The sequence below is a fragment of the Allobosea sp. BE125 genome, from assembly GCF_031456075.1.
Taxonomy (GTDB): Bacteria; Pseudomonadota; Alphaproteobacteria; order Rhizobiales; family Beijerinckiaceae; genus Allobosea.
The window spans coordinates 330,901-356,039 of sequence record NZ_JAVDTY010000001.1 but is presented as its reverse complement, the minus strand read 5'-3'; the positions used below and the strand labels follow the sequence as shown (position 1 = coordinate 356,039).

The 25,139-nt window shown below is 67.1% G+C and carries 17 protein-coding genes; 6 read left to right on the top strand and 11 right to left on the bottom strand.

Annotated features, from left to right (window positions below; genetic code table 11):
* Positions 1 to 102: 102 nt before the first annotated feature.
* A complete protein-coding gene (locus J2Y55_RS01665; RefSeq protein WP_310146986.1) occupies positions 103 to 765 on the top strand; it encodes a GntR family transcriptional regulator in 663 nt (220 codons plus the stop codon).
* 36 nt (positions 766 to 801) lie between these two features.
* On the opposite strand, the gene J2Y55_RS01660 is transcribed toward J2Y55_RS01665, so the two are convergent.
* A complete protein-coding gene (locus J2Y55_RS01660; protein WP_310146984.1) occupies positions 802 to 1,674 on the bottom strand; it encodes an undecaprenyl-diphosphate phosphatase in 873 nt (290 codons plus the stop codon).
* A 343-nt stretch (positions 1,675 to 2,017) separates the two neighbouring features.
* Between J2Y55_RS01660 and J2Y55_RS01655 the strand changes: the two genes are divergently transcribed.
* On the top strand, positions 2,018 to 3,361 hold the full coding sequence (locus tag J2Y55_RS01655; protein WP_310146982.1) for a hemolysin family protein: 1,344 nt from the start codon (positions 2,018 to 2,020) through the stop codon (positions 3,359 to 3,361).
* A 46-nt stretch (positions 3,362 to 3,407) separates the two neighbouring features.
* On the opposite strand, the gene J2Y55_RS01650 is transcribed toward J2Y55_RS01655, so the two are convergent.
* From J2Y55_RS01650 to J2Y55_RS01620, 7 genes are all read right to left on the bottom strand, one after another.
* Positions 3,408 to 4,271, bottom strand: a complete 864-nt coding sequence (locus J2Y55_RS01650) for an alpha/beta hydrolase (protein ID WP_310146980.1) — start codon at positions 4,269 to 4,271, stop codon at positions 3,408 to 3,410.
* Positions 4,271 to 6,265 carry a Fe(3+)-hydroxamate ABC transporter permease FhuB gene (gene fhuB / locus J2Y55_RS01645; protein ID WP_310146979.1) on the bottom strand — a complete coding sequence of 665 codons (1,995 nt, stop codon included), beginning with the start codon at positions 6,263 to 6,265 and terminating at the stop codon, positions 4,271 to 4,273. Before fhuB ends, J2Y55_RS01650 begins: the two co-directional genes overlap by 1 nt.
* Positions 6,258 to 7,151, bottom strand: coding sequence for an ABC transporter substrate-binding protein (locus J2Y55_RS01640; RefSeq protein ID WP_310146977.1), 894 nt, complete (start codon positions 7,149 to 7,151; stop codon positions 6,258 to 6,260). Before J2Y55_RS01640 ends, fhuB begins: the two co-directional genes overlap by 8 nt.
* Positions 7,152 to 7,167: 16 nt before the next feature.
* Entirely contained in the window at positions 7,168 to 9,528 is a 2,361-nt protein-coding gene (locus tag J2Y55_RS01635) for a TonB-dependent siderophore receptor (protein ID WP_310146975.1), read from the bottom strand.
* A 164-nt stretch (positions 9,529 to 9,692) separates the two neighbouring features.
* Entirely contained in the window at positions 9,693 to 10,655 is a 963-nt protein-coding gene (locus J2Y55_RS01630) for a FecR family protein (protein WP_310146973.1), read from the bottom strand.
* A gap of 121 nt (positions 10,656 to 10,776) precedes the next feature.
* The gene (locus tag J2Y55_RS01625; protein ID WP_310146971.1) at positions 10,777 to 11,280 is read right to left on the bottom strand and encodes a sigma-70 family RNA polymerase sigma factor; all 504 of its coding nucleotides are present in this window, start codon (positions 11,278 to 11,280) and stop codon (positions 10,777 to 10,779) included.
* A gap of 415 nt (positions 11,281 to 11,695) precedes the next feature.
* Entirely contained in the window at positions 11,696 to 12,907 is a 1,212-nt protein-coding gene (locus J2Y55_RS01620; RefSeq protein WP_310146969.1) for a M24 family metallopeptidase, read from the bottom strand.
* 256 nt (positions 12,908 to 13,163) lie between these two features.
* Between J2Y55_RS01620 and ggt the strand changes: the two genes are divergently transcribed.
* A complete protein-coding gene (gene ggt, locus J2Y55_RS01615) occupies positions 13,164 to 14,771 on the top strand; it encodes a gamma-glutamyltransferase (RefSeq protein WP_310146967.1) in 1,608 nt (535 codons plus the stop codon).
* 30 nt (positions 14,772 to 14,801) lie between these two features.
* Here the strand turns inward: ggt and J2Y55_RS01610 are convergent, their stop codons facing one another.
* Complete coding sequence (locus tag J2Y55_RS01610; RefSeq protein WP_310146965.1) at positions 14,802 to 15,392, bottom strand: TetR/AcrR family transcriptional regulator; 591 nt, start codon at positions 15,390 to 15,392, stop codon at positions 14,802 to 14,804.
* A 222-nt stretch (positions 15,393 to 15,614) separates the two neighbouring features.
* On the opposite strand from J2Y55_RS01610, the gene J2Y55_RS01605 reads away from it, so the two are divergent.
* The 3 genes from J2Y55_RS01605 to J2Y55_RS01595 are packed head-to-tail and all read left to right on the top strand — an operon-like array spanning position 15,615 to position 21,479.
* Complete coding sequence (locus J2Y55_RS01605) at positions 15,615 to 16,829, top strand: efflux RND transporter periplasmic adaptor subunit (RefSeq protein ID WP_310146963.1); 1,215 nt, start codon at positions 15,615 to 15,617, stop codon at positions 16,827 to 16,829.
* 2 nt (positions 16,830 to 16,831) lie between these two features.
* Complete coding sequence (locus J2Y55_RS01600) at positions 16,832 to 19,981, top strand: efflux RND transporter permease subunit (RefSeq protein WP_310146961.1); 3,150 nt, start codon at positions 16,832 to 16,834, stop codon at positions 19,979 to 19,981.
* A gap of 34 nt (positions 19,982 to 20,015) precedes the next feature.
* Positions 20,016 to 21,479 carry an efflux transporter outer membrane subunit gene (locus J2Y55_RS01595; RefSeq protein ID WP_310146959.1) on the top strand — a complete coding sequence of 488 codons (1,464 nt, stop codon included), beginning with the start codon at positions 20,016 to 20,018 and terminating at the stop codon, positions 21,477 to 21,479.
* A 42-nt stretch (positions 21,480 to 21,521) separates the two neighbouring features.
* Here J2Y55_RS01595 and J2Y55_RS01590 read toward each other — a convergent pair whose 3' ends face one another.
* Together J2Y55_RS01590 and J2Y55_RS01585 are read right to left on the bottom strand one after the other, a co-directional pair.
* On the bottom strand, positions 21,522 to 22,820 hold the full coding sequence (locus J2Y55_RS01590) for an aspartate aminotransferase family protein (protein ID WP_310146956.1): 1,299 nt from the start codon (positions 22,818 to 22,820) through the stop codon (positions 21,522 to 21,524).
* A 48-nt stretch (positions 22,821 to 22,868) separates the two neighbouring features.
* Positions 22,869 to 25,133: a molybdopterin-dependent oxidoreductase gene (locus J2Y55_RS01585; RefSeq protein WP_310146954.1), complete on the bottom strand. Its 2,265-nt coding sequence runs from the start codon at positions 25,131 to 25,133 to the stop codon at positions 22,869 to 22,871.
* Positions 25,134 to 25,139 lie beyond the last annotated feature (6 nt).

The window sequence follows — 25,139 nt, the reverse complement described above, 5'->3', positions numbered from 1 at the left end:
CTCGCGCAAATCTGTTATGAGAATGCCCGAAGCCTCTCCCGGCTTCGGGCATTCCTGCTCCGCTCCATCTCGCCGTCCTCACGAGGCGTAACCAACCTCGCCATGCTGTCACTGAAGCTCCAGCCCACGAAGTCATTGGCGCAGAAGGCGGTCGCGCGCCTCCGCCAGGCGATCATCGAAGGCGAATTGCCGCTCGGCGCCTTCATCGCCGAGGAGATGCTGGCGCAGTCCTTCGGCGTCAGCCGGACCCCGGTGCGCGAGGCGCTCAACCAGCTTCAGCTGCAGGGCCTGGTGGTGATCAAGCCGCAGGTCGGCAGCTTCGTCTTCAGCCCCGATGCCGAGGACATCGCCACGATCTGCCAGTTCCGGATCATCCTCGAGCCCAAGGCGGCCGAGCTCGCCTATCACCACGACCGCGACAGTGTCGTCGCCGAGATCGAGGCGGCGATCGCCGGCATGGAACAGGCGCTGAAGGCCAGGGACAACGTCGCCTATGGCCGCGCCGACACCGCCCTGCACGAGGCCTTCTTCAACCATTGCGGCAATCGCTATCTGCAGGAATCCTACCGGCTCGTGGCCGGGCGTGTCGCGGCGCTGCGGACCAATCTGAGTTCGCCCATCGACGTCCAGACGCCGCTCTCCTTCGAGGAGCACCGCTCCATCCTCGGCTTCTTCCAGGCCGGCGACTTCGCCGGCTTCACCAGCCTGATGACCGCGCATATCGCCAATTCCGGCCGGACCTATGCGAAGGCGCTCCTGGGCTGAGGGCAAGCTCTCGCCTATCGCTAGATCGCTCAACCGCTAATGCAGCCAACCCGCAGCCACTCCCAACAAAAGCAGGATGCCCATGCAGCCGCGATAGAGAACGAACGGCCAGCTCGACATCCGTTCCAGAAAGCGCATCAGCCCCCAGACCGCGGCAAATGACGCCAGCGAACCGGCGACGAGGCCCACCAGCAGCAAAGCCACGGCACGCGCATCGATGCCGGCCCTCGCAAGCTCGACCGCCTCCTTGAGACCGGCCAGCGCGATCGCCGGCAAGCCGATCAGGAAGGACAGGCGCGCGGCCTCCGTGCGTTTGAAACCCAGCCCCAGCGCCGCGGTCAGGGTCGATCCCGAGCGGGACACGCCGGGGATCAGCGCGCCGACCTGGGCGAGGCCGACCAGGAGGAAATCCCGAAGCCTGGCCTGCTCGACGCTGCGGTCATGGCGGGCCAGCCATTCGGCCAGGGCCAGGAGCAGCGCCATCACGATCGAGCTCACGCCGATCACCCAGAGCGAGCGCAAGGGCGAGCCGCAGGCATTGAGCAATGGGGCGAGCAGCACGCCCGCGACGACGATCGGGATCGTTGCCAGCACGATGCCGACCGCCAGTCTGAACTGCGGCCCGCCGGTCTCGCGACGCCTCAGCGCGAGCCAGGACCCGCTCGCAATCTCTCTGACGTCGTGCCGGAAATAGGTCACCACGGCGGCAAGCGCCGCCAATTGCATCAGCGCCGAGAAGGCCGATCCCGGATCCGGCCAGCCCAGCACCGCCGGGACGACGCGCATATGGGCCGTCGAGGAGATCGGCAGCAATTCGCTGACGCCCTGCACGAGGCCGAGCACCACCATCTGCCCGAAATCCAACGCGGCGAAGCCGGTGTCGATACCGGCCGAACATGCATTCGCCATCGCGAAAGCTCTCCATCCGAAAACGCGCCGTCTCCTATACGCTCGCGACGGGGATGTCGCTCAATGCGGCGTTGTCCGAAGGCGCCGATGCCAGCCTGGCGTGCCCGGACCGCCGGAAACCCGGATCGGCTATCAGGCTTGAAACGGCAGCACCCCCAGCGTCTTGCCGCAAGCTGTCTGGAATAGCCGAATAATCATCGCTTCGCGCCAAGAGCCCTCAGGCTCGGGCGAAGCATCGCCCCAGCCCGGTTGCCGCATATGTGGTCACATGCATCAGGCAAAGCCGTGCTATACGGGAAGCTCCAGCAATAGTCCGTGGCGGCCCGCCGCCCAGAAGGAGATCATGCCTAGTTCCGATGGCAGTATGCCCGATCTGATCGGGATACTCGCTGTACTTGTTCTCGTTGCCGCGAACGGCTTTTTTGTCGCAGCGGAATTCTCCCTCGTCGCCGTCCGCCGCAGCCGCGTGACCGAACTGGTCAATGCCGGCAGGAGCAATGCCCGTGCCCTGAAGCGGGCCGTCGACAATCTCGACGCCAATCTCGCAGCCACCCAGCTCGGCATCACGATTTCGTCCCTGGGCCTCGGCTGGATCGGCGAACCGGCGCTCGCACATCTGATCATGCCCCTGCTGAACGCGCTGCCCGGATCCCTGGCGACGGCCAGCTCCCATGCGATCGCGGTCGCGATCTCCTTCATCATCATCACCACGCTGCATATTGTGCTCGGCGAACTCGCCCCCAAGAGCCTGGCCCTCCAGCGCAGCGAAGGCACTGCGCTCTGGGTCGTGCGCCCTCTCGGCCTCTTCCTGTTCCTGCTCCGGCCGGCGATCATCGCGCTCAACGGCCTCGGCAATCTCCTGCTGCGGCTATGCGGCTTGCGACCCGGTACGGGCGAGGATGCGCTGCATTCGCCCGAAGAGCTCAAGCTCCTCATCCAGGCCAGCCAGGAAGCCGGCATCCTCCAGCAGACGCAGCAGGAGGTCGTCGAACGCGTCCTCAATATCGGCGACCGCCGCATCGGCGACATCATGACGCCGCGCCGCGACATCGAGTGGATCGACGCCGATGACAGCCTGGCCGAGATTCTGCGCAGCATCCGCGCCTGCCGCCACGAGCAGCTCCTGGTCGGGCGCGGCGATGTCGGCGAGCCCCTGGGCATGATCCTGAAGAAGGACCTGCTCGACCAGGTGCTCGACGGCAAGACGCTCGACCCGATAGCCGTGATCCGCGAACCCGTGATCGTTCACGAAGGCGTGCCGATCTTCCGCGTGCTCGACCAGTTCAAGAAGGCCCCGGTCCGCCTCGCCATCGTCATCGACGAATATGGCAGCCTGGAAGGGATCGTCACCCAGACCGACCTGCTCGAGGCTATCGCCGGCGACCTGTCGGATACGGAAGGCGAAGAGCCGGACATCGTCGAGCGCGAAGACGGCTCGCTGCTGCTCGACGGCGCGATGCTGGCGCACGACGCCTTCGCCCGTCTCGGCTTCCGGTCGGGATCGGTGGAGGGCGATTTTCACACCATCGCCGGCTTCGCCCTGTTCCAGCTCGGACGGCTTCCGGAAGCCGGTGAGCATTTCGACTATGAGGGCTGGCGCTTCGAGATCGTCGACATGGACGGCAAGCGGATCGACAAGCTGCTCGCGCAGCGCAGCGCCTTGCCGGCCGCCTCCGCGGTCGCTTGAGACGCGATCGCAAAGGCCACCGCGTCGAGTTCGAACAAAGGCGTCATTACGCAGCCGGCGTTCCGAACACGAAGCGCACCGCCAGATTGAGCGCGGATGGCAGCACGGACATATGGGTCTCGCCGGGAAGGAACTGGAATTCCGTCGCGAGGTTTGGGGCGCGCGCGAGCCGTTCCGCCATCGCCCGCGCATTGTCGACGATGCGGCTCTCGGCAAAGCCCATGATGCGCTTTTCCGCATCAGCCGCGCCTGTCTGGAACGGCGCGAGCGCCTGCTCGTACTCGCCCGCCTGCAGAAGCACGCGTCCTGGCGGCTCGATCTCGCCCTGCGCCAGGAAGCGCTCGGCCTCGGCGACGATGCCCGCTCCCTCCCACCAGATCGCCGGGCTCGCCGAGACCCAGGCGGAAAACACAGCCGGGCGGCGAAACAGCGCGTGGAGGACGAAGAGCCCTCCGAAGGAATGACCGAAGATCGCCTGGCGCTGCCGGTCGACCATGACGCGCCGATCGATCTCGGGCTTCAACTCGTCCTCGATGAAGGCGAGGAATTCGTCGGCCCCGCCGGTGCGCACATCCGGACCGCCGGGCGTGTGGGGCGGATAGACCTGCCCCGGCGGCGGCCCCATATCCCAGGAGCGCCTGACGCTGTCATAGGCCCCATCCGTCGGGTAACCGATGCCGACCACGACGCCATCAGTGATGCCGGTCCCGAGCGGATAGGCCGCCTGCACCCGCAGGATATCGGCCACTGTGGCGATCATCGCATTGGCGTCGAGCAGATAGAGCACCGGCCAGCCCTGCGGTGGCCGCGCGCTTGTGGGAATGCGCAGGAAGATTCGGTAGGGCGCGCCGCCCGAACGCGGCGCCAGATCGAAATGGATCGTGTCGGGGATGAGCGCTTGCGCCGCCATCAGGAAGACTTTCGCGAGAGGAGCCATAGCAGCACGGGGCAGCCGATCATCGAGGCGGCGAGCCCCGCCGGAATCTGCCAGGGAAAGGCGATGCTGCGGCCGACCCAATCGGCCGCGACCATAACAAGGCCGCCCGCGAGAGCGGCCCCCATGAACTCAGGCAGGGCCCGCCGGAGGCCAAGTTGCCGCGCCAGATGCGGCGCCATCAAGCCCACGAAAGTCAGCGGGCCGACAATGAGCGTCGCGATCGCCGTCAGCACGGCGCTCGATAGCAAGATCGCCGCCTGGCTGCGCCTGGGGTGAAGCCCCAGCGCCAGCGACGTCCCGGCCCCGAGCGGTACGATGTCGAGCCAGCGCGCGCCCAGCGGCAGGAGGATGAGCAATCCGGCGGCCGCGGCAAGGGTGACGGCGGCACCCCATGCGTCGATCGCGTAGGTCGAGCCGGTCATCCAGTTCAGCAGCAGCACCGCCCTGGGATCGCCGTCGGCCATCAGCGCCGTCACAACGGCGTCGAACAACGCTCCGAGCGCGATGCCGACGAGCAAGGTCGATCCCGATGCCCCGCCCCTCCCCCGCCCCAGAGCGAGGATCGCCAGCAGCGCAACCAGCGCGCCAGCGGAGGCGGCGAGAAGCTGCGTGCCCCGCCCGACCTCGGACAGCGTGAACAGCGCAACGGCAAAGCCGAAGGCCGCGCCGGCGCTGACGCCCAGCACCTCCGGGCTCGCCATCGGATTGGCGGTCAGGCGCTGCAGCATGCAGCCGGCGACCGCGAGCATCGCGCCCGCCGACAGGGCGGCAAGCGCGCGCGGCAGGCGCAGAGGCAGCAGGAGATCGAGCTCGCCGCCCAGGCTCAGATGCCAGCCGTCGAGGCCGCGCCCGACCATGACGGAGAGTATGGTCGCAATCACGAGCAGCACACCGAGACAGCCAAGCACCCGTCCCGCATGAGCGCTGCGGCGAGGTGCCGGCCCGGCCGAGGAAAGCAGCACGCCTTGCTGGGACTGGCGCAAACGCGGCAGCAGCCACAACAGCAGCGGTGCGCCGAACAGGGCCGTGACCACGCCAGTCGGCAGCATCGTGCCGTCGGCGCCGGCCGCGAGCTGCACGCATTGATCGGTCAGCCAGAGCAGAGCCGCACCCAGCAGTGCCGACCAGGCCAAGCGCGCCCCGACCCGCCTGGCCCCCGCGACATGCGCGAGCGCCGGCGCGGCCAGGCCGAGGAAGCCGATGATGCCGACCGTGCTGACGACGCAAGCCGTCAAGGCGACGGCGAGGATAAGCGCGGCGAGCCGGGCGACCCCGATCGACAGCCCGAGATTGCGCGCATTGGCGTCGTCCAGGCTCAGCAAGGTCAAGGGGCGGACCAGGAAGGCGCTCAACGCAGCCACGACGACGAAGCGCGGCGCAAGGAAGGTCGCGGCCGACCAGTCCTGCTGGCTGAGCGACCCGCTCCCCCACATGAACAGGCCGGCGAGGTAATGCGTCTTGAACAGGATCAGCGTCGCGACCACGGCGCTGCAGGTGAGGCCGATGACGAGCCCCGAGAGCACGACCGAGACCGGCGCCAGCCCCTTGCGCCAGGACAGGGCGAGCACGCCGGCGACAGCGAGCAGCCCGCCCGCCAGCGCCGTCCATTCCCGGCCGAAGGCGAGCAGCCCCGGCGCCCACAGCATGGCGACCGACAAGGCAAGATTGGCCCCCGCCTCGACCCCGAGCGTGGTCGGCGAGGCGATCGGATTGCGCAGCACCAATTGCAGCAGCGCCCCGGCAAGCCCCAGCGCAGCACCGCACAGGATGCTGGTGACAAGCCGCGGCAGGACGCTATAGGCCGCCAGCATCTGGCGCGCATCGGCTGGGTCCGGCCTGCGCAGGGCGTCGAACCACAGCTCCAGCGGCAGCAGCCTTGCGAGCGCCCATAGGCTCACCGCAGCCGCCGCGACCAGGCAGAACACGACGAGGCCGGCGGGGCCCTTGCGATGGAGAGCCTCAGCCACCGGAACGTCCCGTTGCGGAAAGATGCTCGCCCAAAAGCGCGGCGAAGCGCATCGCCGAGGGCAGCATGCCGAACATCAATGCCGCCGGCAGCCGCTGGATGCGCCCGGCGCGGACGAAGGCCAGGCTGTTCCAGAGCGGGCTGCCCGCGAGCCTCAAGAGGATGTCGCCGGAAATCGGCTCCAGATAGACCAGCCGGCTCTCCGGTACGGCCGCCAGGGCCTCGATGCCGACCGTGGCGAAGCCCCAGTAATTGCTCGGGCCCCGCCAGCCATTCGCAAGGCCGCAGCGCTTCAGCGTGTCGTCAAAGAGGCTGCCTGCGCCATAGACCCGGACATGATGCGCATCGAGAAAACTCACGATCAGCAGCGGGATATCGGCCCTATCGCGGAGCCTGGCGCGGATCTCCGCCATTCGCGCCTCGGCCCGCGCGATCAGCGCCTCGCCCTCCGTCGCACGGCCAAGCAGACCAGCCAGTTCACGCGTTGCCGCGACGCTCAGCTCATAAGGCCGCCCGCCCGGCGGGGCATAGATCGAGAAGGTCCGGGTCGGGGCAAAGCGCTCCAGCACCGGGCGGATCGCGGCGAGATAGGGCGTCGTCACGATCAGATCCGGCCTGATCGCTGCCAGCAATTCGAGATTCGGCTCACGATCCGCACCGAGGTCGATCATGCCGGCCGGCAAGGCAGGCTCGACCACCCAATCCGCCCAGGCGCCGACCTGCACCATGCCGATCGGCGCGACGCCGAGCGCGAGCAGCGTCTCGGTCAGGCCATAGTCAAGCGAGACGATGCGCGCCGGCGGCGAGGGCTCGCCGGCGCGAGCCACACCGCCGCGCACAGCCAAGCAGCAGGCGGCGGCGAGGAGGGTCCGGCGATCCAGGCGCATGGCAGGACCCGCGCCCTCACCAGCGATAGCGCAGGCTCGCGATGACGCTGCTGCGGGTGCCCTTGTAGCAATAGCCGGCCTCGCAGGTCGTGTATTTGGTGTCGAACAGGTTCTGGGCGTTGACCTTCGCCGACCAACCCTTCAGCGCGGGATTCACCCGCCCCAGATCGTAGTTCAGTGAAGCGTCGACGAGCGCGATCGCGTCATTCTTGAAAGTGTTCTGGGCGTCGCCATAGCTGGAACCGGTGTAGCGGACACCCACGCCGAGCCCGAGCCCGGCGAGCGTCAGCCCGTCCGGCACGGTATAGTCGGTCCAGGCCGCGAAGCTGTGGCGCGGCGTCGCCACGGGTACCTTGCCCACCGTCCCTGCGGTGCCGGTGATGGTCTCCAGATCGAGATAGGCATAGGAGCCCCTGACGCGGAAGCCCGCGCCGAGATTGGCGACCGCCTCCAGTTCGAGCCCCTGGCCGCGCACCTCTCCGCGCTGGACCTGCACATAGGGGTTGGCGTCGGAGGCGACGAGGCCGCCATCCTGCGTGATCCGGAAGAGCGAGGCGGTGAAGAAGCCGTCGAAGCCGGTCGGCGCGTATTTCACGCCGATCTCGGCCTGCTCGGCCGTGGTCGGCTTGAAGGGCACGCCCGTCGGATCGACGCCGAGATTGGGCGCAAACGAGGTCGAATAGGTCGCATAGGGCGCGATGCCGTTGTCGAACTGATAGGTCAGACCGACGCGGCCGGTGAAGGCCTGGTCGTCGGCCTCCTGACGGCTGGTGCTGACGCGATCCACCGTCTTCGTCCGCACCCAGTCCTGCCGTCCCGACAGCGTCAGCGTCCAGCGGCCGAACTTGGCCTGCTCCTGGACATAGGCGCCGATCTGGTCCTGGGTCTGCCTGCCGATCGTGCTGAAGGCAGGGTCGGTGAAGCGGCCGAGCGATTGCAGCGTCACCAGGCTCAAGCCCGGCGCCGTGCCGTAGCCGATCCGGTCGCTGAGCCTGAGATGGGTGTAGTCGAGGCCGGCGAGCAGGCGGTGCTGGATCGGCCCGGTGCCGAAATCAGCCTGCACCTGATTGTCGACCGCGAACGAATTCAGCACGTCATGCACATAGCCGGTATAGCGATTGAGGACCGTGCCGCTGGCGTCGACGCCGGAATCGCCGGTGAAGCGGTTCTTGGTGTCGACCTGGCCCCAGCGCAGGTTCTGCCGGACCGTGAAGACCTCGTTGAACTTGTGCTCGAACTGGTAGCCGATGCGGTTCTGGGTCTGCGCCAGGCTGTTGTAGTCCGGGTCGCTGCGCAGGAAGGTCTGCGACCGCGCGCCGCTCCAGGCGTAGTATGGCAGCCCGCCCGGATTCCTCGAATCCTGGAATTCGCCGAGGATGGTCAGCTTCGTCTGGTCGTTCGGGCGCCAGGTGAAGGCCGGGGCGAGGTTGAGCAGGTTGTCGTCGCCGCCCACCACATTGGCCGTATGGCTGTCGCGGACCGAGCCCGTCAGGCGGTAGAGCAGGGTTCCGTCGGGATCGAGCCGGCCGCCCACATCGAAATTGCTCTGGACGCGATTCTTGTTGCCCGCCTGCAATTCCACTTCGCCGAATGGCTGATCGACCGGGCGCTTGGAGGTGATGTCGACGAGCCCGCCCGGCGAACCGAGGCCATACAGCGCCGAGCTCGGGCCGCGCAGCACGGTGACGCTCTCCACGCCATAGGGCGCGACCTTGAACACCGCCATATTATTGCCGGGCAGGCGCAAACCGTCGCGATAGACCCCGTTATAGGTCGCGTTGAAGCCGCGGATGTAGAAGGCGTCGAAACGGGGATCGAAGCCCGACGACTCGGAGCGCACGCCCGGCGTATAGGCGACCGACTGGGTCAACGTCTGCACATTGCGGTCGTCGAGCTCCTGCCGCGTGATGACGGAGACCGATTGCGGCGTCTCGATCAGGGGCGTGTTGGTCTTGGTGCCCGCCGCGCTGCGCGTCGCGACATAGCCGACGCTGCCGTCAGTCGATCCTTGCACGTCGATCGTATCGAGCACCACGGCGCCGTCTGCGCCGACAGAGCCGTTGCCTGCCGTACGCGCCGAGATCGCGACGGTGGTCGGATTCGGGAAGGAGTAGACGAGCCCCGAACCCTGGAGGATGCGCGCCAGCGCCTGCTCCCGCGTCGCGGCGCCCGAGACGCCGGGCGAGGTCTTGCCGGAAGCGACGGAGGCCAGATAGGTGATCTGGAGGCCAGACTGGCGCCCGAAAGCGGTCAGGGCCTGGTTCAGCGGGCCGGCGGGAATGGAGTAGCTCGTCCGCGCGGCCTGGGCGAAGGCGCTGGGCACTATCGCCGTGGCGGCAGCGCCAACCGATGTCGTCGCCAGCAGCGCTGCAAGCAACGTTTTGCGTCCGGCTGTCCTGCGCGAACTGATCTGCGCCCCTCGCCCCATGGTGAAGCCGCTCCTGTCGATTGCATCGGGCGGGCGTGCCGATGTGAATGGCGCAGCCCTTGAAGCTGATACAAACGGGGGGCGGATTTTTTCTCCCTTCCGCCCGGTTTTTTTCAGAAGGACGAAATCACCGTCAGGAACGACGAGATCCGACGGACATGGCCGCCGGTCGGATGCACCACTGCCTCGAGCGCCCTCGCGGGATCGCGCAGGTCGAAGAGCCCGCTCACCTTTTGCGAGCCACTGAAGGATCCCGCGACGACGATGCGTCCGGGAAGCCAGCGGCCGATCCGGGCGATCAGCGCCGAGACCGGCTCCTGCTCGGCCACGATCAGGCGGTCGCGCCACGTCGCGACCTGGCCCGCCTCGCGCCTTCCGCGATCGAGGCTCTGCGAGGCCGCATCGAACGCCATCCAGTCTCCGGCGCCCAGTCGCTCGCCCGAGACCAGCGCCGAATCCGGAGCCCGCGCCTCGACGAGCCCATGATCGACGGAAACCGTCACGATCCCCGCATCGCTGGAGACATCGAAGGCCGTTCCAAGGGCCGTCGCCGTCAGATGCCCGGCCTGGACCCGGAACGGGCGCCCCTTGTCCGGCGCAACCTCGAAGAACGACATGCCCTGCAGCAGCGTGACGCGCCGCTCGCCCGGCCCATAGGCGAGCGCCAGCGCACTGTCGGGGCCGAGCGTCGCCATGCTGCCGTCTGGAAGCGCGACCTGGCGGATCTCGCCCTTGGCCGTGAGATGGTCGGCCCGTGGCTGGAGCAGTGCATCCGACATCATCAGCGTGCCGACGCCCACCGCGCCCAGGCCGATCGCGCCAGCGATGACGAGGTTACGGCGGGTCAGCCCCAGCGCCGCGCGCTGCTCGGCCTTTCGACGATCGGTCAGGACCTTGCCGGCCATCCCATGGGCGCTGGCGATACGCGCCCAGGTCTGCTCATGCGCCGGGCCCCTCGCCCGCCATGCCCTGACCATCTCGATGGCGACGGGATTGCCGGGATCGTTCTGCAAGCGAATGACGAGGTCGATCGCCTCGTCAAGCAAGCGATCGAGCTCCGGCGCAGCCTCGGTCATTCCTGTCCTTCCGGCATGGGCCAGTCCTTCCGGCATGGGCACAGCCACCTGTTCGGCTTGCGTCTCCCATCCTCTACTACAACCGGCCGGCCGCGTTTTTCTCTCCCTGAGATATTTCCAATTACAAATTTTCGGTGCGCATGACGATATGGCGGTAGGCATCCCGGATCAAAGTCCAGGTCCGCGTCACCGACAGGTCGAGCTCGCGGGCGACCTCGCTGATGGTGTGGTCCCCCAGCCGATGCATCTCGAAGGCGGTGCGCGTGCGGGCGGGGAGCTCCGCCAGCGCAGCCTCCACCAGCTTCAGACGCTGACGGTCATGGACGATGGTTTCGGGAGACGGCAACGGCTCGGCAAGCTGCGCGAACGCCTCGTCGTCGAGCTCCACCCGCTCGACCAGGCGCTCGCGCCTGATGTGGTTGATGCTGAGATTGCGCGAGACCTGGTAGAGATAGGCCTTGGGATTATGATGCGCCGCATCGTCCCTGGGCGGCGACGACAGCACACGCAGGAAGGTGTCCTGCGTCAGGTCGGCCGCCATCTCGGCCGTCAGGCCACGCCGCCGAAGCGAGCGCGCGATATCCTTGGCGTGATGCCGGAACAGCTTTTGAATATCCCAGACCACCCGGTCCCGCCTCCATGCCGCCGGCGCTCGGGCGCAGCTGGATGTGATCCGGCCGCCGGCCCTTGCCGCCATCCCGAGGCTTTCGACGTGAAACCTGCCCCAGGTGCTGCAGCGCAGTAGCGTGAATTCAAATTTCCCTGCAAGTACAGATATTTAGATAGATTCTAACCTGTTCGTCACAGAAACAATGGACTTGCCGGCTGCGCGCCGGGAAAACCAAATATTCTCCGGGAGATAGCGGCATTCGGCTCGCTCAAGCCGGCTCCCGCCAGCAAAAAACGGCGCTCCGGACAGCGCGGAGAATTGCCGCAAACCGTTGCCCGGCTGCAACGGCCGGGCTGATGAGACGGCAGACCCTGCCTCCGGCAGGCGATCAGAGCCCCGTACGGGGCCCTGGTCACGGCTCTCCGCGCGTTCAGGCTTCGTAGCCGAAGGGATCGTCCACGGAATGGGCCGGCTTGGTGAACCAATGGGCCCCGTCCTCGGCCATGTAGATGATGTCCTCCAAGCGCACGCCGAACTCGCCATAGATGCAGATCATCGGCTCGTCGGAGAAGCACATGCCGACCTGGAGCGGCGTCTTGTTGCCCTTCACCATGAAGGATTCCTCATGCACGTCGAGGCCGAGCCCATGGCCGGTGCGATGCGGCAAGCCCGGCACCTTGTAGCCCGGGCCGAAGCCCGCCGCCTCGATGACGCCGCGCGCGGCTGCATCCACCGCCTCGCAGGGTGCACCCAGGACAGCCGCATCGAACGCCGCCAGCTGCGCCCGCTTCTCCAGGTTCCAGATCTCGCGCTGGCGCGGGTTGGCCTCGCCGAAGACATAGGTGCGGGTGATGTCGGAGCGATAGCCGCCGACCTTGGTGCCCATGTCGATCAGCACCATGTCGCCGTCCTGCAGCGTCTGCTCATAGGGCACGCCATGGGGATAGGCGGTCGCCTCGCCGAACTGCGCGGCGCCGCTGGTCCAGCTCATGCCGAGCTTGCGATGCGCCTGGTCGAGGAACAGCTTGACCTGGGCGGTCGTGACGCCGACCTGCAGCGCCCGGGCCGCTGCCCTGTGCACCTCCATGGTGATGTCCATGGCGCGCTGGATCAGAGCGATCTCGGCGGCCGACTTCAATTGCCGGCAAGCCGCGGTGATCACATTGCCGTGGCTGAAGGAGAAGCGGTTGCCGGCCTTGCGCAGCCCCTCGACGATATAGAACGGCGTGTGCGGATCGAGCGCGACCTGGCCACTCTCATAGCCCAGGCTGCGGATGGTCTCGATCACCAGCTCCGTCGGGTCCTCATGCTCCTCCCAGCAGCGCACCTCCTCGCCGAAGCGCATCAATTCCCGCGTCTTCGGCTCCTCGAAGGTCGGGCTGAGATAGACGATCTCGCCCTCGGCCGGAATGACCGCACCATGCAGGCGCTCGGACAAGGTCAGCTGGATGCCGGTGAAATAGGCAAGGCTCGTGGAGGTATCGAGATAGAGCGCCTGGAGACCCTGCTCGCGCAGCAAAGCCTGCGCCTTGGCGATGCGGGCCTTGAACTCGGTCACCGCGATCGGCTCGATGCCATCAGTCATCGGCTTCAATTTGGCGAGCTCCGCCTCGAAGCTCGATCCACCCACTCCGATCGTCATAGGTCCTGTCCTCATTCATCCGGTCGCAAAAGCATTGGGCCGATCAATCGCTGGTGGCGGTTGCCAGCCGAGGAGACCGATCGGAGCGGCGAAGGGCTTGTTATGGACCGCAACCGTTGGAAACGGCACCTGCGCTGTCGGCTGAAAGCGCATGCGGATTTGCGGGTGGTGGATCGCCAGCCAACGCGCGATGCTGCCTCATCCAGAACGACGCACGCTCAAGGCGACGATGCGCGACGGGACCGGGGAGATATCGATGCGCGGCATGATCGTAGCGGCCCAGCCCGAGGCTGCCGAAGCCGGCGCTGACATCCTGCGCCGGGGCGGCAACGCCATCGACGCCGCCATCGCCTGCGCCTTCAGCCAGGGCGTGGTCGATCCACAGATGTGCGGGATTGGCGGCTTCGGCGCGATGCAGATCTGCATGCCCAAACGCGGCGTGCACACCGTGCTCGAATTCCTGGCGCTGGCGCCGCTCGCAGCCACGCCCGAAATGTGGGCCGACCGTTTCGTCGGCCAGACGCGCGACGGCTTCGTCTTCCTGCTCAACGACCACGCCAACGAGCTCGGCCATCTCGCGGCCGGCACGCCGGGCAACGTCAAGGGCTACAGCGAGGCCCTGTCGCGCTTCGGCACGATGGATCTCAGGGATGTCATGGCGCCGGCGATCCGGCAGGCGCGCGACGGTTTCACCATCCGCCCCTATGTCCATTACTACTGGACGATCGACCAGCGCAGCACCGGCCAGATCAACACCGAGGACAAGCTCCGCCACAGCGAGACCGGGCGCGCGATCTATTTCCACCCCGACGGCACGCTGAAGCGCCCCGGCGACAGCGTTGCCAATCCCGACCTCGCCCGCACGCTGGAGCGCATCGCCGCCGCCGGCCCTGAGATCTTCTACACCGGCGCGATCGCCGAGGAGATTGCCGCCGACATGGCGAGGCAAGGCGGGCTCCTGACGAAGCGCGATCTCGCCGAATACAAGGTGCGCGAGAAAGAGCCCGTCTGGGGCGCCTATCGCGGCCTGCGCATCGCCGGCAACCCGCCCGCCGCTGGCGGCGTCTCGCTGATCGAGCTCATGCATATCCTGCAGGAGTTCGAGATCGGCGCCCTCGAGCACAACGGCGCCGAGCACATCGCGATCCTCGCCGAGGCGATGAAGTGGATGACGATCGACCGCGACGCCCATATAGGCGATCCCGACTTCGTCGATGTGCCGATCGACAGGCTGCTCTCGCAGGCCCATGCCGCCGGCCACGCCGACGCGATCCGGTCGGGCGAGAAGGCGCGCGTGGCGCGCTCGGAATTGTCCAGGGATCCGCCGGACACCACCGTCGTCTGCGTGATGGACGAAGAGGGCAATGCGGTGACGCTCACCCACACCCTCGGCCAGCCATCGGGCGGCATCACGCCCGGCCTGGGCTTCATGTATAACGGCTCGATGAGTGGTTTCGACCCTCGTCCCGGTCGCGCCGGCTCGATCGCACCCGGCAAGGCGCGCGGCAGCGCCATGGCGCCGACGATCATGTTCAAGGACGAGACGCCCGTCATCGCCATCGGCGCGCCAGGCGGCACCTTCATCGTGCCGGCAATCGCTCAGGCGCTGAGCAACGTCATCGATTTCGGAATGAGCATGTCCGAGGCGGTCGCTGCGCCGCGCATCGTCTGCCTGAGCGACACGATCGACGTCTCCAACCGCATCGAGCGCCGCGTCACTACCGCCTTGGAAGCCAAAGGCTATGCCGTGAACCGGTCCTACCAGTCCTTCGCCTTCGGCGCGCCGCATGGCATCCGCGCGGAGGGAGCAAGCTGGTCGGGCGGCGCCGATCCGCAGCGCGACGGCATGGCCGTGAAGGTCTGAAGCCGGCGCGCCTGGCACGCGCAGCTCGCTTCAGACGCGAGCGACGCCGTTGACGAAGATATCGATGCACATCCGCACATAGGCGCGGCGCTCTTCGCTCGAACCCCATTCGTCATGGTGAGGCCGGCGCGCGAACACACCGAACACCATGTCCATCAGCATCCGCGCTGCCTTTGAGGGATCGGCGAGCGCGATGAGGCCGCGCTCCACCTGACGCACCAGCCATTCCGCGAGAAGGCGACGCGACGCCTCGGCGCCGTCACGTCGGATCAGGAGCTCGATCTCGGGAAATCGGGTCGATTCCGTAATCACGAGACGAATGAACGCGATGCGCTCACGATCGGCGGCCTCATCGATGTCGATCTTGAAGATCGCTTCCAGGGCCTCGGTCACGGGCAGATCTTCATCGTCGGGACGCGGCAGATCGAACATCGACTGCCGGTGCAGGATGACGACCGCCGTGAACAGATCGGTCTTGCCGGGGAAGAGGCGATAGAGCGTCCGCTTCGAGATGCGGCAACGTGCCGCGACGAGATCCATCGTCGTGCCGGCATAGCCGACCTCGAGGAAAGCATCCCTGGCATGGGCCACGATCATCGCGCGCACAGCCTCGTCGGCCATGATTTTCGGGCGCCCGCGCGCGGGCGTTCCCCTGACCGCCATTGCGGCGTCCTCGCACTTTGTCGTCAGACCCTGCGCCATATGTTTCCCCTTATTTCACCTCCATGCGATTGACAGCGGAAGATTGCAAGCCATAAAGGTACTCCTAAGTTTCCAAAATAGGGTGATGCCGTGCAGCGCTTGAGGATGCAACATTGCGAGTCCAGCCTTGTGCACTGCGGTATGACCGTATTGCGTGGGCGAAGCGCGGTCGCAGCCATTGCGGCAGGGCTTCTGCTCTCGGCCTGCAACGAGAAAGCGGCCGGCCCCGCTCCGCCGTCCGCGCAGATGCCGGTCAGCGTCGTCAGCCTGCGTCCGCAACCCGTCGCGATCACGGCCGAGCTGCCGGGACGGGTTTCCGCGAGCCTCGTCGCGGAGGTGCGTCCGCAGGTCAACGGCATCATCAAGTCGCGCCTCTTCAAGGAAGGCGGCGAGGTCGCGGCTGGGACCGTGCTCTACGAGATCGACCCGGCGAGCTACCAGGCGGCCTATGACAGCTCCGCCGCAGCCTTGCAGAAAGCCGAGGCCGCCGTACCCAGCGCCCAGGCAAAGCTTGACCGCTACCGCGATCTGGTCCGCCAGAACGCCGTCAGCAAGCAGGACCTCGACGACGCGATCTCGACCCTGGCCCAGGCCAATGCCGATGTCGCCTCGGCCAAGGCGAGCCTCGCCACGGCGAAAATCAATCTCGATTACACCAAGGTCGTTGCCCCGATCGGCGGGCGGATCGACAAATCCTCCCTGACGCCCGGCGCCCTGGTGACGGCGAGCCAGACCGACGCGCTCACCACCATCCGCCAGCTCGATCCGATCAATGTCGACATCACCCAGTCGAGCACCAACCTGCTGAAGTTCCGCAGCGCGCTCACTGAGGGGCGGTTGAAGCTCAGCGGCCCCAATGTTGCGGTCAAGCTCAGGCTCGATACGGGCACGCTCTACAATCAGGACGGACGCTTCGAATTCGCCGAGGCCAATGTCGACCAGACCACCGGCACCTTCACCCTGCGGGCGGAATTCCCCAATCCCGACCGGCTGCTGCTGCCCGGCATGTATGCGCGTGCCATCCTGCAGGAGGGCATCGCCGAGAATAATTACCTGGTGCCGCAGCGCGCCGTCGGCCGCAACACCAAGGGCGAAGCCACCGCCAAGTTCGTCAACAAGGACGGCAAGGTCGAGGAACGCGTGCTCCTGACCCGTCGCTCCATCGGCAACAACTGGCTGGTCGATACCGGCATCGGTGACGGCGACAAGGTGATCGTCGAGGGCGGGCAGCTCGTGCGCGTCGGCCAGGCGGTCACGGCCAACGAGGTCACGATCGACGAGGCAAGCGGGGAACTGCGCCCGGCGGCGCAGCGCGCGGCCGCTGAGACGGATACGCCCGGCACGGTGAAGAACTGAACATGTCACGCTTCTTCATCGAAAGGCCGATCTTCGCCTGGGTCGTCGCCATCGTCATCATGCTCGCCGGCGTGCTGGCGCTGCAGTCCCTGCCGATCTCGCAATATCCGCAGATCGCGCCGACGACCGTGAACATCAGCGCGAGCTATGCCGGTGCCGACGCCCAGACCGTCGAGAACTCGGTGACCAAGGTCATCGAGCAGGGCATGACCGGCGTCGACAACCTGCAATACATGACCGCGACCTCGACCTCGTCGGGCAATGCCTCGCTGACGCTGACCTTCACCAACGCGGCCGATCCCGACGTCGCGCAGATGCAGGTGCAGAACAAGCTGCAGCTCGTCACCTCGCAATTGCCGCAGACGGTCCAGAACACCGGCATCACCGTGTCGAAATCCTCGACCGGCTTCCTGATGGTCATCGCCTTCGTCTCACGCGACGGCAAGATGTCCTCGACCGACCTCGCCGACTATGTCGACTCGACGCTGAACGACACGCTCAAGCGCGTCCCCGGCGTCGGCTCGAGCCAGCTCTTCGGCTCGGGCTATGCGATGCGCATCTGGCTCGACCCCGACAAGCTGCAGAAATACGCGCTGATGCCGAGCGACGTCTCCAACGCGATCACGGCGCAGAACACGCAAGTCTCGGCCGGCCAGCTCGGCGGCTTGCCGCAGAAGCCCGGCCAGCAGCTCAACGCGACGGTGACGGCGATGAGCCGCCTGCAGACCGTCCCGCAATTCGAGAACATCATCCTGAAGAGCGGCAGCTCCGGCTCGATCGTGCGGCTGAACGATGTTGCGACGGTCGAGCTCGGCGCCAAGGACTATCGCACGGCCGCCCGCTATAACGGCCAGCCGACGGCGGCGCTGGCGATCAGCCTGGCGACCGGCGCCAACGCCATCTCGACCGCCGAGGCGGTGCAGAAGGCGATCACGCGACTGTCGCAGACCTTCCCCGAGGGTGTCGAGGTCGTCTACCCCTACGACACCACGCCCTTCGTCCGGCTCTCGATCGAGAAGGTGGTCGAGACCCTGATCGAGGCGATCGTGCTCGTCTTCGTGGTGATGTTCGTCTTCCTGCAGAATCTGCGCGCGACGATCATCCCGATGCTCGCCGTACCGGTGGTGCTGCTCGGCACCTTCGGCGTGCTCGCGGTCGCCGGCTATTCGATCAACACCTTGACCATGTTCGCCATGGTGCTCGCCATCGGCCTGCTCGTCGACGACGCGATCGTCGTCGTCGAGAATGTCGAGCGCGTGATGCAGGAAGAGAAATTGTCGCCGAAGGAGGCGACGATCAAATCGATGGGCGAGATCACGGGCGCGCTGGTCGGCATCGCCACCGTGCTCTCAGCCGTGTTCGTGCCGATGGCCTTCTTCGGTGGCTCCGTCGGCGTGATCTACCGGCAGTTCTCGGTCACCATCGTCACCGCCATGATGCTCTCCGTGCTCGTCGCGCTCGTGCTGACGCCGGCACTCTGCGCCACCATGCTGAAGCCGCCGGCGGACCATGCCAGCCAGAAGGGCCCCTTCGGCTGGTTCAACCGCAATTTCGACAAAGCGACCCACGGCTATCGCAGCGGCATCGCCGGCATGATCGCGCGGCCGTTCCGGTTCCTCGCCGTCTTCCTGCTGATTGGCGTCGGCATGGCGGTGCTGTTCACGCGCCTGCCGAGCTCCTTCCTGCCGGAGGAGGACCAGGGCACGCTGTTCACCATCGTGCAGATGCCGGTCGGCGCGACGCAGGACCGCACCTTGCGCGTGCTCGACCAGATCCGCACCCATTATCTCGACAAGGAGAAGGACCTGGTCGAGGGCGTGCTGACGGTCGCCGGCTTCGGCTTCGGTGGCGAGGGTCAGAATGTCGGCCTCGCCTTCGTCAGGCTGAAGCCCTTCGCCGAGCGCAAGGGCAAGCAGGCGACGGCGCAGGCCGTGGCGATGCGCGCCATGGGCGCCTTCCGCTCCATCAAGGACGGCATGGTCTTCGCGCTGGCGCCGCCGGCGATCCAGGGCTTCGGCAACACGGCGGGCTTCGACTTCTACCTGCAGGACATCGCCGGCGCCGGCCATGACAAGTTGATCGAGGCGCGCAACCAGCTCCTCGGCCTCGCCGGCAAGAGCGCGATCTTGTCCGGCACCCGGCCCAACGGCCAGGAAGACACGCCGCAATACTCCGTCGAGATCGACCAGGAGAAGGCGAGCGCGCTGACGCTCTCGCTCGCCGACATCAATGCGACGCTCTCGACCGCCTGGGGCAGCGCCTATGTCAACGACTTCATCGATCGCGGCCGGGTGAAATCGGTCTATGTCCAGTCCGGTGCGGCGTCCCGGATGCAGCCGCAGGATGTCGATAAATGGTATGTCCGCAACTCCGGCGGCACGATGGTGCCGTTCTCGGCCTTCTCCTCGGGGCGCTGGACCTACGGCTCGCCCCGGCTCGAGCGCTATAACGGCTCGGCGGCGGTGGAGATCCAGGGCGCAGCCGCGGCCGGCATCAGCTCGGGTGCGGCGATGGACGAGATCGATGCCCTGATGAAGCAGCTGCCGGCCGGCTACGCTCATGAATGGACCGGACTGTCCTATCAGGAGCGGCTCTCCGGCAGCCAGGCGGCAGCGCTCTATGCGCTGGCCATGCTGGTCGTCTTCCTCTGCCTGGCCGCGCTCTATGAGAGCTGGTCGATACCCTTCGCAGTCATGCTCTCCGTGCCGATCGGCATTTTTGGAGCGCTGCTGGCCGCGACCTGGTTCGGGCAGACCAACGACGTCTATTTCAAGGTCGGCCTGCTCACGACGATCGGCCTTGCAGCCAAGAACGCGATCCTGATCGTCGAATTCGCGATCGAACAGCAGCAGGCCGGCAAGGGGCTGGTCGAAGCGACATTGGAGGCCGCGCGCCAGCGCCTGCGGCCGATCCTGATGACCTCGCTCGCCTTCGTTCTCGGCGTGACGCCGCTGGCGGTCGCGACCGGCGCGGGCTCGGGCAGCCAGAACGCGATCGGCATCGGCGTGATGGGCGGCATGATCGCCGCCACCGCGCTCGGCGTCTTCTTCGTGCCGTTGCTCTTCGTCACCGTCCGCCGCCTTGTCCAGGGCAAGGACGCGCAGGGCAAGCGCGCGGATGAGCCGGCGGCCGAGCCGGCAAAGGCAAGCTGAGATGGCCGCAATGATGACCGGAAGCCGCGCGACGATGAAACGCCTCAGCCTGGCCCTGCCGCTCTGCCTGGCGTTGGGCGCCTGCGCTGTCGGGCCCGATTATGCCGGCCCTTCCCTGAGCCTGCCGGCGAAATGGGGCAACGCACCGGCCTCGAAACGGCCATTGGCAGCCAAGGCGCTGGATGAATGGTGGAAGCGTCTCGGCGACAAGACGCTGAACGGCATCGTCGAAGAGGCCGTCGCCGGCAATCTCGACGTGGCCTCGGCGAAGGCGCGCATCCGGGAGGCGCGGGCAACCAGGCGCCAAGCCATCGGGGCGCTGTTTCCGTCGCTCGACGGCACCGGCTCGGCCACACGGTCACGGACCAGCGCGGCCACCTCCAGCACGGGCGGCAACATCACCTCAAGCCTGTACCAGGCCGGCTTCGATGCAAGCTGGGAGCTCGACCTGTTCGGCGCGAACTATCGCGGCGTCGAGGCGGCGACCTATGGCACTGATGCGGCCGATGAGGACCTGCGCGCGACCCTGCTGACGCTGGTCGGCGACGTGACCTCGAACTATGTCGAGGCGCGCGGCTACCAGGCCCGTATCGCGCTGGCCAGGCGCACCGCAACCTCGCAGCGCGAGACCGAAGGGCTGACGCGGACCAAGTTCCAGGCCGGCTCGGCCTCGGCCGTCGACGTCGCCAAGGCGGCCGCGCAAGCGAGCTCGACCGAGGCGGCGATCCCGAGCCTGGAGGCCGCCTATGCCCAGAGCCTGCATCAGCTCGGCATCCTGACAGGGCAAGCGCCCACCGCGCTCGCCGGCCGGATGGCGCGTGGTGACCCGATCCCGGCCGCGCGCAGCACGCCGCCTGCCGGCCTGCCCGCCGACGTCCTGCGCAATCGTCCCGATGTCCGCAAGGCCGAGCGCCAGCTCGCCCAGTACACCGCCAAGATCGGCCAGGCGGAAGCGGCGCTCTATCCGTCGGTCAGCCTCACCGGCAATATCGCGACATCGGCCCTGAAAACCGGCGACCTGGCCAAGAACGCCTCGATCGGCTGGTCATTCGGACCGACGCTGAGCGTGCCGATCTTCAATGGCGGCGAGCTCAGGGCCGCCGTCGAGGTCGCCCAGGCCCAGCGCGACCAGTATGATTCCGCCTTCAGGCTCTCGGTGCTGACCGCGATGCAGGATGTCGAGAATGCGCTGGTCTCGCTGGCGCAGGAACGCCTGCGCTCGGGCAAGCTGTCCTCCGCCGCTGCCTCCTATCGCGATGCAGCCCGGCTCTCCCGCACGCTCTACCAGTCCGGCTCGTCGAGCTTCCTCGACGTGCTCGACGCGGAGCGCTCGCTCTACAGCGCCGAGGACACGCTGCTGCAGAGCCGGGTCGCTGTCTCCACGGATTTCATCGCCCTCAACAAGGCGCTGGGCGGCAGTTGGACCAAGCCGGTCGACGTCTCCTCGCCGGCGGTGATCGATGTCGACACCGGGCCGCATCCGCGCACGGGTTACTGACGTCGGCTATTTGGGCAGGACAGCGCCCCGTCCCGTCCGGTCTCAGATCAGAAGGCTCCTGCGAGCGTCGAGAATGCCATCCAGCGCGTTCAGGAAAGCCGAAATCTCCTGGCCTCCGATCGGGAAGGACAGGGCAATCAGGCCGCGCGGCGCGAAATAGACGCCGGCCTTCACAAGATCGAAGAACAGCAGGCTGCGCTTTACGTTCGCGATCTGCGGTGCGCCCTGCGGGTGAATGTTCATCAATGAGCCGAGGCCGGACACGGTGATCGGAACGTTCTTAGAGGCGAACAGCGCGTTCAGATCGGCGCGGAAGCGGTCGCCGCGCGCATTCAAAGCGTCGAGCGCCTCGGCCGTCAGGAGCTGCACCACCGCCGCAAGCCCTGCCGCCATGGTCAAGCTGTTGTTGTTGTAGGTGCCGGCATGGCCGATCGAGGACGGCCGGCGCGGGTCGAAGACCTGCATGATCTCGCGCCGTCCGCCGAAGCTGCCGAAGGCGAGGCCGCCGCCGAAGAACTTTCCGATCGTCGTCATGTCCGGCGTGATGCCGAGCAGCTGCTGGCGCCCACCGAATGAGAGCCGCGAGGTCTGGATCTCGTCGAAGATCAGCACGGCGCCCGTTTCGTCGGCGAGCCGGCGCAGGCCGGCAAGGAATTCGGGAGCACCGGGAATGCAGCCGCCCGCACCCTGCATGGGCTCGACCAGGATGGCTGCCAATTCGCTGCGATGCGGCTCGACGAGGTCGAGCGTCTTTTCAAGGTCGTTATAGGAGGCGACGACGAAGTCGTGGGGCACCGTGACGGGCGTGCCACCGGGCGGAAAGGTCAAGACGCCGCCATGATAGCCCCCGGCGAACACCAGGATCTTGCGCCGCCCCGTGAAGGTGAGCGCGGCGGCGAGCGCCATCAGATTGGCTTCCGTGCCGGAATTGGTGAAGCGCAGCAAGTCCATCGAAGGGAAGCGCGCGCAGATGCGCTGGGCCAGCTTTCCCTCGATGGCGTTGTGCGAGGACAGGTTGATCCCGTCATCGAGCGCGGCACGGATCGCCTGCTTCAGCACCTCGGGTGAATGGCCGAAGATGCCGGCGGTGAACTCGCCCAGGAAATCCAGATATTCGTGCCCGTCGGCATCGGTCAGGCGGCAGCCCTCGCCGCGCAGCATGCAGAGCGGGAAGGGATCGTAGAAGAGCGAGGTCCGGGTGTTGCCGCCCGGCATCGACTCCGCAGCCGCCATGAAACGCGCCCGGCTTTCCGGGTTGCGGCGCACGTAATCCTCGCGAGCCTCGGCGAGAGCGACATCAAGCGCCCCGGCTTCATGCGAATTGGTGGCGGTCGAAGGCATGGTCGGCCTCTTGCGATGCGAGATGGCGGTGGCAGGTTCGATCGACGATCAGGCGACTGCCCGCTTGATCTCGATCAGGCAAGAATTGGGCGCGGTCGCCTGCGCCAGGCGCGAGGTCGGCATGCTGGAGGTGAGGCTGTTGGGATTGCCGCCGCGGTCGAGCGGCAAGGCCCCACCCTCCCAAACCGGATCATACCAGGCGCCGGTTGGCAGCACGGCAATGCCAGGCTCGACCTCACGCGTCGACCTGAGCGCCGCCAGGCAGCGGCCGCGGTCGTTGAAGAGCTCCACGATGTCGCCGTCCCGGAGGCCGCGCTTGATCGCCTCGGCCGGGTGCATCAGCACGACCTCATAGCCGTCGCGCTTGGCCCCCTGGCTCGGCCCGGCCAATTCCAATTGGCTGTGCAGGCGATGCGCCGGCTGCGGCGAGAGCAGGTGCAGCGGGTAGCGCTCAGCCAAAGGCGAGCCGAGCCATTCCTCGGGCGCGAGCCAGGTCGGATGGCCGGGACAATCGTCATAGCCGAAACCGGCGATCGTCGCGGAGGCGATCTCGATGCGGCCGGACGGCGTCTCCAGCGGGATCCCCTCGGGGTCGGCGACGAAATCGGCCAGTGGCGTGACTGGGGCCGGCGCGGCTTCGCCTTCGTCGAGGGCCGCATAGCCGCGCGCCCAAAACGCCTCGAAATCCGGTAATTCGGCATGGGCTGTGCGGTAGCCGTCATACATCCGGCGCAACCACTCCCGCGGTTCTCGGCCTTCGGTGAAGGCATGCTCGAAGCCCATCTCGCGGGCAATGCGGGCCATGATCTGGTGATCGGACAGGACTTCGCCCGGTGGCGCGCAGACTTGCCGGCTGGCGATGAGCCAGTTGTCACGGGAGGAGGCGGCGATGTCGTCACGCTCGAACGGGAAGCTCGCCGGCAGCACGATGTCGGCATGGCGCGCAGTCGCGGTCCACATCGGCTCGTTGACGATCACCGTCTCCGGCCGCCGCCAGGCCTCAGCCAGGCCGGCGAGATCCTGATGGTGATGGAACGGGTTGCCGCCCGCCCACCAGACCAGGCGGATATCGGGCAGCACGAGGCGCCGGCCGTCATAATCCAGCGTCCCGCCCGGCTGGGACAGGAGTTCGGTGATCCGCGCCACGGGGATGAAGCTTTCGACCGGGTTGCGCCCCTGATCGAAGGCCGGGCCCCGCAGCCGCCGGATCGGCTGGCCGACGGTGCTGACGGAGGTCAGGCCGAAGGCGATGCCGCAGCCGGGCCTTCCGGCATGGCCGGCAATGGCTGCAAGCGCGATCGCCGCCCAATAGGGCTGCTCGCCGAAGCGCGCCCGCTGCAGCGACCAGGCTGCATTGACGAGTGCGGGTTCCGAGGCGAAGGCGCGGGCGAGATCCCGGATGGTCGCGGCCGGCACGCCGCAGATTTCGGCAGCCCAATCGGCGTCCTTGACCACCCCGTCGCTTTCGCCCGCCAGATAGGCTTCGAGCTCCGCAAGCCCGACCGTGCAGCGCGCGAGGAAGGCGCGGTCGGCCAGGTCTTCCGCCAGTAGCGTCCGCGCCATCGCCAGCAGCATCACCGTGTCGGTGTTGGGGCGGATCGCGATGTAGTCGGTCGTCCCGCCCGGCAGGTCCGGGACATCGGTGCGCACCGGGCTGACGACGACGATCCTGACGCCTGCTGCAGCCGCTGCCGCCAGCCCACGCTCGGAGCGGTGCTGGCCGGTGCCGCCGGCCTCGACCTGCGCATTCGACAGGCGAAAGCCGCCGAAGGAGACCAGCAGCCGGGCATGGGCGGCAATCTGGTCCCAGCTCGGCGCGACGTCAGTGGCGAATTTGAAGCGCGGGCCGATGACATGCGGCAGGATGACCGCGCCGGCCCCAAAACTGTAGGTGTTGACGGCCGAGGTGAAGCCACCCGTGAGATTGAGGAAGCGCTTGAGCTGGCCCTGTGCATGGTGGAAGCGCCCGGCACTGGCCCAGCCATAAGATCCGCCGAAGATCGCGGCATTGCCGTGAACCGTGCGGACGCGCCCGACCTCACCGGCGACGAGCGCCGCCGCCTCGCCCCAGTTGATGCGGATGAACCCATCACGGCCACGGTCTCGGCCGCGCCCCTCCGGATTTTCCCGCGCTGCGAGCCAGCCCTTGCGCACCATTGGATGAAGGACGCGCGCCGGATGGTCCTTGAGGTCGAGATAGGCCGCCCCGACCGGCGAAGGCTGCGGGTCGGGCCCGAAGCCCTGCAAGGCAGCCTGCCCGGAACCGTCGCGGACGACCTCATAGGTGCCGAAATGCGTTCCGAACAGATGCAAGATCTC